This window comes from Amycolatopsis sp. NPDC051128 (assembly GCF_040682715.1).
In the GTDB taxonomy this organism is placed as follows: Bacteria; Actinomycetota; Actinomycetes; order Mycobacteriales; family Pseudonocardiaceae; genus Amycolatopsis.
Map to the genome: position 1 here is coordinate 105,951 of NZ_JBFBBN010000029.1, position 12,481 is coordinate 118,431.

General features: G+C 70.1%; 10 protein-coding genes. 5 read left to right on the plus strand and 5 right to left on the minus strand.

Features of this window, described 5'->3' with window-relative positions:
• Positions 1-6 precede the first annotated feature (6 nt).
• The gene (locus AB0M82_RS27135) at positions 7-2,040 is read right to left on the minus strand and encodes a cellulose binding domain-containing protein (RefSeq protein WP_364727332.1); all 2,034 of its coding nucleotides are present in this window, start codon (positions 2,038-2,040) and stop codon (positions 7-9) included.
• A gap of 164 nt (positions 2,041-2,204) precedes the next feature.
• Between AB0M82_RS27135 and AB0M82_RS27140 the strand changes: the two genes are divergently transcribed.
• Positions 2,205-2,867, plus strand: a complete 663-nt coding sequence (locus tag AB0M82_RS27140) for a cutinase family protein (RefSeq protein ID WP_364727334.1) — start codon at positions 2,205-2,207, stop codon at positions 2,865-2,867.
• Here AB0M82_RS27140 and AB0M82_RS27145 read toward each other — a convergent pair.
• The 3 genes from AB0M82_RS27145 to AB0M82_RS27155 form a co-directional block, all read right to left on the minus strand.
• Positions 2,839-3,624 (minus strand): DinB family protein, encoded by a 786-nt coding sequence (locus AB0M82_RS27145; RefSeq protein ID WP_364727337.1) that lies wholly within the window; start codon positions 3,622-3,624, stop codon positions 2,839-2,841. The genes AB0M82_RS27140 and AB0M82_RS27145 overlap by 29 nt on opposite strands.
• A gap of 354 nt (positions 3,625-3,978) precedes the next feature.
• Entirely contained in the window at positions 3,979-4,407 is a 429-nt protein-coding gene (locus AB0M82_RS27150) for a DUF4267 domain-containing protein (protein WP_364727340.1), read from the minus strand.
• Positions 4,408-4,573: 166 nt separating this feature from the next.
• Positions 4,574-4,942 (minus strand): antibiotic biosynthesis monooxygenase family protein, encoded by a 369-nt coding sequence (locus AB0M82_RS27155; RefSeq protein ID WP_364727342.1) that lies wholly within the window; start codon positions 4,940-4,942, stop codon positions 4,574-4,576.
• Between the two features lie 136 nt (positions 4,943-5,078).
• On the opposite strand from AB0M82_RS27155, the gene AB0M82_RS27160 reads away from it, so the two are divergent.
• Complete coding sequence (locus AB0M82_RS27160; RefSeq protein WP_364727345.1) at positions 5,079-5,660, plus strand: TetR family transcriptional regulator; 582 nt, start codon at positions 5,079-5,081, stop codon at positions 5,658-5,660.
• A 198-nt stretch (positions 5,661-5,858) separates the two neighbouring features.
• Complete coding sequence (locus AB0M82_RS27165; protein WP_364727348.1) at positions 5,859-6,662, plus strand: hypothetical protein; 804 nt, start codon at positions 5,859-5,861, stop codon at positions 6,660-6,662.
• 487 nt (positions 6,663-7,149) lie between these two features.
• On the opposite strand, the gene AB0M82_RS27170 is transcribed toward AB0M82_RS27165, so the two are convergent.
• Complete coding sequence (locus AB0M82_RS27170) at positions 7,150-10,464, minus strand: error-prone DNA polymerase (protein WP_364727351.1); 3,315 nt, start codon at positions 10,462-10,464, stop codon at positions 7,150-7,152.
• Positions 10,465-10,643: 179 nt separating this feature from the next.
• Between AB0M82_RS27170 and AB0M82_RS27175 the strand changes: the two genes are divergently transcribed.
• Both AB0M82_RS27175 and AB0M82_RS27180 read left to right on the plus strand, forming a co-directional pair.
• Positions 10,644-11,324, plus strand: coding sequence for a HEAT repeat domain-containing protein (locus AB0M82_RS27175; RefSeq protein WP_364727354.1), 681 nt, complete (start codon positions 10,644-10,646; stop codon positions 11,322-11,324).
• 9 nt (positions 11,325-11,333) lie between these two features.
• A complete protein-coding gene (locus AB0M82_RS27180) occupies positions 11,334-12,356 on the plus strand; it encodes a MerR family transcriptional regulator (RefSeq protein ID WP_364727356.1) in 1,023 nt (340 codons plus the stop codon).
• Positions 12,357-12,481: the final 125 nt, after the last annotated feature.

Genomic DNA, 12,481 nt, shown 5'->3' on the forward strand with positions numbered 1-12,481 from the left:
TCCGCGTCAGGCCACCGCGCAGAGCGTTCCGTTCAGGCTGAACGCCGTGGGCAGGATGTTCGGCCCGCCGTAGTCGGCGACGAAGCCGACGTCCGCGCCTGAGCTCAGCGGTGCCGACGACGTGACCTTCACCGTGCTCCCCGTCTGGGTCCACGTGCCGTTCCACCCGCTGGTGACGCGCTGCCGTCCGGTCGGCCACGTGAACGTCAGCGTCCAGTCACCCACGACGCCGCCGGCGACAACGTGGATGCCGCCGACGAAGCCGCTCGCCCAGTCGGTGACGTCGGTCATCCGGACCGTGCAGCTGCTCGCCGCCGGCGCGCCGGTGGTGAGCGTCAACGGCGGCGACGCCCATGACACCTTCCCGGCCGTGTCCCTGGCCAGCACGTTGACGGTGTAGCGGCTGCCAGGGACGAGGTTGCCGACGTCGATCGACGTGCCGGTGGTCTCGCCCCACTGCTCGCTGGTGGTGCCGAATTGCCGGTATACCTCGTACTTCGCGATCGGGTGGCCGCCGGGTGCGGCCGCGGGCCAGCTGATCGTCGCGGTCCGGTCGGTCGCCGTGCCGGTCGGCTGCCCGGGCGCGCCGGGCGGGGCGGACACCGCGGCCGCCGGGTGCAGGACCAGGGTCGTCAGCGAATACGGCGGCAGCGCCTGGCTGGTCCCCGTCCCGGTCGCGCCGCTCGCGATCGACGTCGCGCCGTTGGTGAAGGTGAACACCTGCGGCGCCGACGACGCCGGCGTGTACCCCTGGTAGTCCAGGGTCACCGTCCTGGCCTGGTCGGGATCCTTGTTGACCAGCAGCACGGCCAGATCCCCGTTCGGCCGGCGCGCGGCGTGCGCCCCGATGAGCGGATCGTCCGCGCCGGCACGGACGTACTGGTCACCGGGACGCGCGAAGGTGCTCAGCATCTTCAGCCCGTAGTACGGCGCGAACGGCGTGTTGAGCGCGGGCTCGCAGGCGCCGCCCTCCAGGCAGGTCGCGCTGGACAGCAGGCCGGAGTCGCCGTAGTCGGGGTATCCGGCCACAGTGGACAGTGCCGTCGGGCCGTTGTGCGTGTCCCACCAGTCCACGGTGAACACGCCGTTCTCCAGCAGGGACGTGAAAGCCTCGGCGGCGAACAGCGCGCCGGGCTGGGTGTCCACGCCGACCGGACTGTTCGTTTCGGTCAGCGCGATACCGATCCGCCCGGAGTTCGCGCCCGCGTACCGCGTGATCTGGTCGCGCGCCAGGTAGATCATGTCGGTCACCTGCTCGGGCTTGGCGAGCGCCTCCGCGGCCGTCGAACCACCGGGGTACCAGTGCAGGATGACGAAATCGACGTGCGGGCCCGCGATCGACAGCACGGTCTGGTTCCAGGTGGCGGTGTCGCCGGTGCCGACGATGCCGTCCGGCCAGTTCGCCGGGGTCGTGAGGACCGCGCCGATCTTGACCGACGGGTCGACGGCCTTCATCGCGTCGGCGTAGGCGACGACGCCGTTGGCGTAGGCGACCGGGCTCTTGTCCGCGTGGTTGTCGGCTTCCCAGTTCGCCCCGTAGTGGCCGTTGCCGTAGAGCTCGTTGCCGATCTCCCAGTACCGGACGCCGTAGCCCTTGGTGACGTTCGCGTAGCGCACCCAGTCCGCCGCCTCCTGCGGCGTCCCGGTGCCGTAGTTGGCGATGATGACCGGCTGGGCACCGGTCCGCCGGACGCCGCCCATGAAGGTGTCGAAATCGGTGTTGGGCGCCACGTAGCCGCCCGGCGCGGTGTTGTCCTTCCAGTGGTAGATGTCGCCGTAGGAGCCACCGGGATACCGCAGCATGCGGACCCCGGCGTCCCCGAACAGGTCGGCCACGGTGTCGGTCCCCAGCTGGCTGTCCCACACCGCGTGGTTGGCGCCGATCCCGGTCTCGGGCACGGTGGCCAGCCCCGCGCGCGCGTTGACCGTGACCGTCGCCTCGGGGGCGGCCGCCGCCCCGGCGGTGCCGGCTGCCGGCACCGCGGCGGCGAGCACCGCGATCACCGGCCACGCTGCCCAGCGCAGACGTCGAGCTGTCATGAAGGTCCATCCTCTCGTCCAGCACGAACGGATGGCTGAGAGCGCTCTCAGAGAGAGAACCATCGCGCGACCCGGAAGTCAACGGAAGGGGCGGGACGGCCGGTTTCATCGGGATTTCATCGCCTCTGCCTAGCCTCGGTCCACCACATCGAACGGGAGTTGACATGAAGAAGATCGCGGCCGCCACGGCTGGTCTCCTGCTTTCCGCGGGATTGACGTTGACCGCCCCACCATCCGCGTCCGCCGCATCGTGCGACGGCACCTACACGATCGTGGTCGGCGGGTACACCGACCGCGATTCGATGATCTTCACCGGCGGCATCAGCCAGCGCGTCGGCTACTCGGCCGAGGTCAACAGCCAGAGTGCCCGGCAGGGCGTCGACGAGCTGAACCGGCTGATCCGCAACCAGCGCGCGGCCTGCCCGGACCAGCACGCCAAGGCGATCGGGTTCTCCGAAGGCGCCGCGGTTGTGCACATCTGGGTCACCGAGAACTGGCCGAGCTTCGACAACGTCAACGCCGTCCTCATCGCCGACCCCAAACGGGATCCCCACGGCCTCGGCGGCCCCGGGCTCGCGGGGCAGGCCCCTTCGGTGATTTTCGGCCCGATCGTCGGCTACCCGCTCGCCGGGGTCGACAGCTTCTTCGGCAACGTCCCCACGGTGTCCCTGTGCGCCGACGACATCATCTGCGACGAAGGCGCGGCGTCGGGCTGGCTCGGGTACCTCCAGCACAAGCACGTCGACAACTACAACTTCAACGTCGACGTCTACTCCGACGACGGCGTGGGACAGTGGTTCAACGGCCAGTACTTCCCTGACCGGTAACCGGCACACCTGCCTCGAGCACCGCGAGGTCGCGCACCGCGTAACGGTGGTGCTCGGCTTCTTCCTTCAGCACCACCTTGAGGCAGCGGCGCACGACGTACTCCTGCTCGGGATACGGGTCCGCCGGCTTGCGACCGCACACCCGGTCGAGTTCGGCCGCGGTGAGCCCGTCGACGACACGCCGCATCGCGGCCATGCGGGCGAGCCGCGGCGCGAGCACTTCGTCGAGTGCCGGGGTGGCTTCGAGGGTGAGGCCGAGCTTCGCCGCCTCCTCGGGCGGCGTCCCCCCGGTGGTGAAGCCCAGCGGGTGGTAGGGCGTTTCCTCCTCGAGCACGGCGCTGCCGAGCCAGGCATCGCAGGCGAACAGGAGATGCCGTTGTGTCTCGACGAACGACCACTCGCCGTCGACCCGCTCGTGCAGTTTGGCCTCAGGCAACAACCTCGCCCGGTCGAGGGTCGCGCTCCACAGAGTCTCGATTTCGTCCCAAGCAGCCCGGTAGTCCTCGGGGGACACCGCGTCCCGCGCCAGCGCCCGCGCGGGGTGGCGGCGGTCGAGCTCGGCCTCGACGTAGGCGGTCACGTCGACGTCGTTGACGACGACGCGCTCGAAGTCACCACCGAGGTAGACGTCGCTGCCGTAGCAGTCGACGATCTTCAGACCGTCCACCTCGCAATCGCGGATCTCGAGGCCCGCGAGGTCGCACAGGTGGATACGAGCACCGCGGAATCGGTCGCTCTGGGCGTATTCGGAAACCATCGAAGCAGTCTCTCACCCGTCCCGCCCGCGCCACGTTCCGCGCCGGCCTGACCGCCGGCTCGATGCGCGGCGCCCGGAATCTCCGACATCGTCACGAAGCTGACCATCAAGACCGGCAAGAACGTCGGCCAACACCTGTTTGACCTTCGGGCCAAGCGCCCCAATGTGGCGTTCGGTGCGTCCAACGCACCCAACGCCACATTGGGGCGCAACCCCGGGCCCCTGCCGCGCGGGCCCGCCCGAGCGTGATCAGCTGGAAGGTCTCGTTTCCGTTGTGGCGCGGGTGATGAGCCGGCATGGTGATGACCGCGGCGCCGTGCCCGATTCCGGCCAGTCCAGGTGGGCATGCAGCTGTCAGGCGGGCTGTGCGGCGAGCACTGAGGCGGGGGCCTTGTGGACCTTGCTGGTCTCCCGGAGGGTCAGCAGGCCGGTGATCGCGATCAGCGCCGAGGTCAGGCCGTGGATGCCGAACGCGGCGGCGAGGGGGCCGTCGTGGGCCAAGACGTTGATCATGTCGCCGAACGGGGCGACGGCCTCCATCAGCAGGACCCAGCCCAGGGCGCGGCGGTGGCCCGTCAGCAGGAGGATGCCGATGACCAGGCCCATCGCGAACTCGCGGGTGCCCTTCATGATGAGGAAGCCGTCGCCGTCGCCGGCGGGCCAGGTCGGCAGGCCGACGCCTTGAGTGGACGCCTCCGGGGCCAGGATGAAGGACAACCCGAGGTAGACGACGAACAGGGCGCAGACGGTGGCCAGGACGGTGTTGACGTTCTTCAGCGACATGGTTCTTCTCCTTTGACGTTCAACTTGGGGGTGGGGCAGGGATTCAGTGGCGGATGACGCGGGCCGGCGCGGATGGGGGGCAAGATCGCCTTACTCGGCCTCTGACCGCACCGGCCGCGATTCCGCCGCCACCAGTGAAGCCGTGATCGCTGGGCCGCCATCGGCCTCACGCCCCGGCGCCGCCCGGGGTGGAGATTTCCTCGAAGATGTGCGGGTACGACACGATGTCGTCGGGGAACTCGGCTGCCATGCGCTGGAACTCCGGGCTGCCGAGCGCCGTGGCGAGCGCCTCGGTCGACTCCCAGACCGCGACGTTCATCAGAAGCTGACTGTCCGCGGTTCCCTTGTGCATCCGCAGGGAGACGAATCCCGGCTGAGCCTTCATGAACTCCGCCTGCCTCCGAAAGAGGGCCAGGAACGCTTCGACCCTCGCCTTCGGAACGAAGAAGGTGTTGGCCAGGACGATGGGCCCGGTCCTTTCCTTGAACTGCGCGAACATCGGCGTGTGCGGGTCGAGACTCTGCAGCTTGGCCATCTTCGGCACTTCCTCTCGCTATCGGTTGTCCCACGGCGCCGCGGCCGGTTTGCCAACACGTGTTGGTCAACGCTTGTTGGCAACCGTAGGGCTGTCACGCTGGACTGTCAACACGCGTTGGCCTACGCTTGTTGATGTGAACGGCACCACGGAGAACCAGCAGGCCGCCCGGCGTTCCGACCCCACCCGCGCCGCCATCCTCGCCGCGGCCCGCGAGCGGTTCGCGGCGGACGGCTACGAGAAGGCGACCATCCGCGCCATCGCGCGCGACGCGAAGATCGACCCGTCGATGGTGATGCGCTACTACGTCAACAAGGCGGGCCTGTTCGCGGCGGCCGTCGCGATCGACCCCGGACTGCCCGGCCTGCCCGTCGAACCGCGCGAGGAGATCGGCCGCACGCTGGTGCGCCACTTCCTCACCCTGTGGGAGGAGAACGAGGAACTCACCGCGCTGATGCGGGTCGGCGCCACCGACCCGGCCGCCGCCGATCGCATCGGGGCAGTGCTGCGCGAGCAGTTGATCCCGCTGGCCCGCCGGGTGGGCCCCGAGCCGGAGCAGGCGCAGGCGCGGGCGGCCCTGTGCGCCTCGACCGTGCTGGGGCTCGCGCTGACGCGCTACGTGCTGCGGTTCCCGGCGAGCGTGGCGCTCGACCGCGAGGAAATCGTGGACTGGCTCGGACCCACGATCCAGCGGTATCTCACCGCACCCACGCCCTGAAGAACGCGTCGAGGGCACCCCTCGCGACCTCGGTCACGGCGGGTACGCAACCGTCGTGATGCTCTGTGAACGTGCACAGTGGCACATACTGCGTAGCGGCGGTGGCAGAACCGGGCTCAAAGCCGGTCCCATGATCGTGGCAGCTGACATGCCAGAGCAGTCTTGTTCTGTGGGTCCGCTTCGGCGACACTCCGCATCATGGGCAGAGCGGGGATCCTGGACGAACAGTCGCGAGCGGCCAAGGTGCTGATCAAGATCATCAAGACTGGGATTCCCGCAATGAGGTGGTTTATTGCCACGGACGTGCCCCGCTGCGTTCATGGTTCCCCGGGCGGCCGCTTCGGCGACAGCGAGGGCTACATCGAGTTGACACATTGCGCCGAGCGTTTGGGGATGCAGCTGAAGGTCATCCCCCCACGTTGGCGCTGGGTCAGTGGAGGTCCCGAATTAGCCGACCCTCCTGCGACCCGCTTTAGATCCCCCCTTGAAGATTACCGCATCGAAGGGGTCTACCACGGCGTGCAGGTGTCATGTAAAGGCTCAGCGACTGAAGGCACCGCCAAGAACACGACTGTGCCGAAGTCCCGTCGGGCCCATTCGCGGGATCCGGTCGTCAAAGCCCAGCTCCAAGCGCTGACCGTGATGATCGGCCTGCTGTCGGCAGACCTGCCGCCCCTCTGCTGGCAGATTGACCCTCCTGAAAACCGCGAGCCGCAACTCAAGGTGGATATCGACACCTACCGGCGTCGCAGTCAGGCGCGGGTCGAGCTCATCCAATGGGCCGAATTCCTGGGAACCCCGATCCACTACGAGCCCAGCAGCGTGTATCGCAACCTCTACACCTCGGCCTACAACTCGGCTGAGGTGAACACGCGCGTGGACGGCGTCTCCATCACGATCACCGCAAACCTCCGGCGTCCTCTGTCGGACACGCGACCCTGGCAGGCGCTCCGCCGCCAACTCACCCGAACCAACAACAGCAAACCCACCACTACGCCGTAAGTCATTTCTCCAGCTCGCCGGAACTGGTCTACCTCGATGTGTCGGCAGGCAACAACGATCCAGACAGCCCAGTTTCAGTGAGAAAATGAAGTCAGTTTTGAGACCCTACACCGCCGTAAGCCTGTAGGGTCTCACCGTCGGCGACATGTTGATCTTGTTCGACCTGCGTGTTCTCGACTGTCTCACGGCGATGTCACCAAGATCAGTCTCGGTCGCGTGGCATCGGCATGGTTCTCACCGACACTGCGAACGGCGTTCACGGGGTCGTGATCCCAACTATGCAGGTCGGTCGTGGGGTCTCAGCTCACGCTGGGGACGGCTTTGCCGTGGAAGATGATCACAGGTGACGGCCGGAGCCTGAACAACAGTCGGGTACCGAGGAATGATCAATTCGCATTGTCATGGCACCGGTGCTATCAAGCCAAGATCTTTGGGAAAGTGTCACCGATTTTGGGATCCTACAGGTGAGCCCGCCCGGCGCTGCCCGTCAGCGGAAATCACGGGACCGGACCGCGAGACCGCGGAGATCGAGCGGGACGATCCGATCAGCCACCACCGTCGCGGTGCCCTGACCGACCTGGACGATGCCGCGCACCACGACGGCCGGGCTCCGCAGGGCCTGCCTGAACCGCTGGCACACGCCGGGTGAGACGAGGACGTTGGCCATGCCGGTTTCGTCCTCCAGGTTGAGGAACGTGATGCCGCCGGCGGTGGCGGGGCGCTGGCGGTGGGTCACCGCGCCGCCGATCCACACCCGCGTTCCGTCCGGCACCCGCGCGAGTTCGGCGGTGGTGATCGCCCCGCGTGCGATGAGCAGTTCGCGCAGGTACTCCACGGGGTGGCTGTCCGGGGAGACGCCGGTGGCCCACAGGTCCGCGGCGGTGACCTCCAGCCGCGTCATGCCCGGCAGCGCCGGCGCGTCGAGACCCGGCGCGAGGCCGGGCAGGTGGCCGGGCCGGGTGGCCGCCGCGGCGCCGGCGGCCCAGAGGTCCTGACGCCGGTCGCCGCCGAACGCGCCCGCGGTCGCCAAGGACTCGACGGCGTTCTTCTTCAGCTGGACGCGGCGGGTGAGGTCGCCGACGCCGGTGTACGGGCCGTGGGCGGCACGTTCGGCGACGATCCCGCCGCTGGCGTCATCGCCGAGGTGGCGGACGGCGGCGAGCCCGAGGCGGAGTGCGACGCCGCCGGTGCTGTCCGGATCGGGTTCGAGGGTCGCGTGCGCGAGGCTGGCGTTGATGTCCGGCGCGCGGACGTGGACGCCGTGGCGGCGCGCGTCGGCGACCAGGGACTGCGGGCTGTAGAAACCCATCGGCTGCGCGCGCAGCAGCCCGGCGCAGAACGCGGCCGGGTAGTAGCGCTTGAACCACGCGGACGCGTAAACCAGCAGCGCGAACGACATCGAGTGCGCTTCGGGGAAGCCGTAGCCGGAGAAGGCGTGGATCTGCTCGAAGATCCGCGTCGCCAGCTCCCGGTCCAGGCCGTTGGCTTCGCATCCCGCGAAGAACCGCGCCATCAACGCCTTCATCTTCGCCCCGGACCGTTTGGCGCCCATGGCGCGACGCAGCTGGTCGGCCTCGGCGCCGGTGAACGAGGCGACGTCGACGGCCATCCGCATCACCTGCTCCTGGAACAACGGCACCCCGAGCGTCCGGTCCAAACTGGACGCGAGCAGCGGGTGCGCGTGCTGCCACTCCTCCTCGCCGCGACGGCGCCGGATGTAGGGGTGCACGGAGCCGCCCTGGATCGGGCCGGGCCGGATCAACGCCACCTCGACGACGAGGTCGTAGAACTTCCGCGGCCGCAGCCGCGGCAGGGTCGCCAGCTGCGCCCGGGATTCCACCTGGAACACCCCGACGGCGTCGGCTTCGCAGAGCATGTCGTAGACCTGCGGGTCGGCCAGGTCGAGTTTCCCGATGTCCACTGTGGTCCGGTGGTGTTCGGCGACGAGGTCGATCATGTAGTGCAGCGCGGAGAGCATGCCGAGGCCGAGCAGGTCGAACTTGACCAGCCCGACGGTGGCGCAGTCGTCCTTGTCCCACTGCAGCACGGTGCGCTCGGCCATCGTCGCCCACTCGACCGGGACCACTTCGGACACCGGCTGCTTCGAGATCACCATGCCGCCGGAGTGGATGCCGAGGTGGCGCGGGAAGTCCTCGATCCGCGCGGCGAGGTCGAGGACGTCGGCCGGGATCTCCCCCGCGGCCTGGCGCTTCGTGGCGGCGACCCCGCCCCACCGATCGACGAGCTTGCCGTAGGCGTCCTGCTGGCCGGTGCTGTGGCCGAGGGCTTTGGCGGCGTCGCGGATCGCGGACGGCGCACGGTAGGTGATGACGTTGGCGACCTGCGCGGCGTGGAAGCGGCCGTGTTTCTCGTAGACGTACTGGATGGCCTCCTCGCGCCGGTCGGACTCGATGTCGATGTCGATGTCCGGCGGACCGTCCCGCTCCGGCGCCAGGAACCGCTCGAACAGCAGGTTCCACTTGACCGGGTCGGCGTGGCAGATGCCCAGGGCGTAGCAGACCGCGGAGTTCGCGGCCGAACCGCGGCCCTGGCACAGGATGTCCGCCTCCCCGCAGAATCGCACGATGTCCCACACCACCAGGAAGTAGCCGGGAAAGCCGAGCTTTTCGATGACGCCGAGTTCGTGGTCGAGCTGGGCGTACGCCTTCGGGTTGTCCTCCCGCGGCCCGTAGCGGTCCGCCGCGCCGCGCCGGGTCAGCTCGACCAGGAACGACATCTCGTCGTGCCCGGCCGGGACGGGGAACGGCGGCAGGTCCGGCGCGACCAGCTTCAGGTCGAACGCCACCTCGACGCCGAGGACGGCGGCGCGGCCGACCGCGCCCGGGTAGCGGCGTTCGAACCGGCGCCGCTGCTCCATCCCGGACCGCAGGAACGCCTGCCCCGACGGCGGACGCCACCCTTCGAGATCTTCGGCCGGCCGGCGGGCCCGGACCGCGGCCACCACGTCCGCCACGACGGCGTCGTCCGGGCGGGCGTAGTGGACGTTGCCGGAGACGACGGTCGGCAGCCGCAGGTCGTCCGCCAGCTCGGCGAGGTGGTCGTTGGCGGCGGAATCCAGCGGCAGCCGGTGATCGGTCAGCTCCACGGCGACGTGCCGCCGCCCGAACCAGCCGGCCAGCCGGGCCAGCTCGGCGCGCGCGGCCGCCGGACCGTGCTCGGCGAGAGCGCGGCGGACCGCGCCCTTGCGGCAGCCGGTCAGCACGACCACGTGCCCGGCCAGTTCGTCGACCAGCTCTTCGAGGTCGTAGCGGGGCCGGCCCTTCTTCCCCCCGGCGAGCTGGGCGTGCGAAATCACCCGGCACAGCCGGCGGTAGCCCTCCTGCCGGCGGGCGATCACCAGCAGGTGCGACCCGGCCGGGTCGGGCTCGCCGCCCTGCGGAGCGGGCAGGTCGAGGGACAGTTCGGCGCCGAACCCCACGCGGACGCCGAGTTCGCGGGCGGCGTCGTTGAACCGCACGGCGCCGTACATCCCGTCGTGGTCGGTCAGCACCAGCGCGTCGAGTTCGAGCCGCGCGGCCTCCTCGACGAGGGTCTCGGGATGCGAGGCCCCGTCGAGGAAGCTGAAGTTGGAGTGGACGTGCAGCTCGGCGTACGGGGCGCGGATCCGGTCCCCGCCGTCGTCCCGGCCGCGCCGGTCCCGCAGGTCCGCCGGCGCCCCGGCGTAGCCCTCCCGCTTGCGCGACCAGGCCGGGGCGTCGTTCCCGTCTCCGGGACCGGGGGCCCGCCCGGAGGCGACGCGCTCCACTTCGGACCACGGCACGCTCGGATTGTTGAACGCCAAGACCAGCTCCCACACGAGAAGTTCGCCGTGGGGAAGACAGCGCCGTACGTCAAGCGATTCGAACTGTAGTTCGCTTGTCCACTCGAGACCAGGTGACCTGGGTAACGGCAGCCGGTCGTTCCTGACTCACCCAGGCGATCCGCGGCTTGACGTTGACACTGTGACAAGGTCTTCACTGGGTGCAGGAGGTGGTCCCCGTCAACTCGCCACACACGAATTCACCGGACGCGCGCCTGCTCGACGCCTTGGGCGCGGGAAACTCGTCGACGCGGCTGCAAGCGGCGCTGGCGGCCGGCACACGCCCCGACCCCGGCCTCGCCGACGCGCTCGTGGCCCGGTGCGCGATCGAGCCGGACTTCTTCGTCCGCGACATGCTCACCTGGGCGCTGACCCGGCTCCCGGCGGAGATCACCGTGCCCAGGCTCCGTGCGGAGCTGCGGTCCGAGCGCGCGCAGGCCCGAAGCCAGGCGTTGCACACGCTGTCCAAGATCGGCGACCGGGAGGTGTGGCCCGCGATCACGCGGTCGTTGCTGCACGACGCCGACGACGAGGTCGCGCGCAGCGCCTGGCGTGCCGCCGTCGTCCTCGTGCCCGCCGGGGAGCGGAAGGAGCTGGCCGCGGACCTGGCCGCGCAACTCGGTCGCGGCGACCGGACCGTGCGGCTGAGTCTCAGCCGCGCGCTCGTCGCGCTCGGGGACGTGATCGAGCCGGCCCTGCGGTCGGGACTGGCGAGCGCGGACCCGGCGGTCCGTGCGCACGCCCGCGCCACGGAGCGGCTCCTGCGCGACCCGGACGCCGGGTTCGCCCCGGACGTCGACGAGGCCAAGCGGGTCGCCGCGCTCGGCCCGGACCGGGCCTGAGGGGACACCGTGCTGATCGGCGAGGTGGCGCGGCGCTCGGGGGTGAGTACCCGGATGCTCCGGCACTACGACTCCCTCGGGCTGGTGCGGCCGACGGGTCGCACCGTGGGTGGTTACCGCGAGTACTCCGCCGAGGACATCCGCCGGATCTTCCACGTGGAAAGCCTGCGGTCCCTGGGGTTGTCGCTGCGGCAGATCGGCCGCGCCCTGGAGGATCCCGCCTTCGAGCCGTCCACGCTGGTCGGTGACCTCATCCGGCGGACCGAAGACCGGCTGAAGCGCGAGCAGGAACTGCTCGAACGGCTCCGCGCGGTCGGCGCCTCGGCGCCGTCGGGCTGGCAGGACGTCCTGCGCATCGTGGAGCTCCTGCACGGGCTCGACTCGCCCAGCGCCGCGCGCCGGCAGCAGACCGTCCTGGCCCCGGCCGAAGACGTGCCGGTGCCCGCCGAGCTGCTGGCCGGGGCGGTCCTCGCCGAATCCGATCCGAACGTCGCGGGCGCCCTGCGGTGGGCCCTCGCGCGGGCGGGTGCCGACGGGGTGGCGAGCGTGGCGTCCGGCATGTCCTCGGAGAACGCCGAAATCCGGCGGCGCGCGGTGCTGGCGATCGCCGAGCTGCCCGGCGACGAGGCGGCCGCGGTGCTCGCGGACGCGCTCGAGGACCCGGACACGACGGTGCGCCGGCCCGCGGCCCTGGCCTTGGGCAGGCGCGGCGCGACCGCGGCCGTACCGACCCTCGTCGGCATGGTGGTCGAGGGCACGAACGACGTCGAAGCCGCCGAGGTCCTGGGCACCCTGGCAGTGGACCCCGGCCGCGCGGACCGGATCGTGGGCGCGCTGGCCGGCGAACTGGCCGCGCACACCGCGGACTCCGCGGTGCGGATCCGCCTGGCCCAGGCCCTCGCCGAGCTGCCGGCGGCCATCGGGCAGGACGTCCTGCGGCACCTGACCCACGACGACGACCGGGCGGTCGCCCTCATCGCCGCGGCCCTCGTGGACGTGCGCGAAGAGCGGTCCCGCGACGCCCCAGCCTGACGACGGGCGGTTCCCACCGCGCGGCTCAAGCGCCCCAATGATGCTCCTATGGTTTGTCAAGGGTGAGGTGGTGGATTGCGGCGAGGTCTGCGGTGAGGTGTGGGTAGATTTCGCGGGCGACGTAG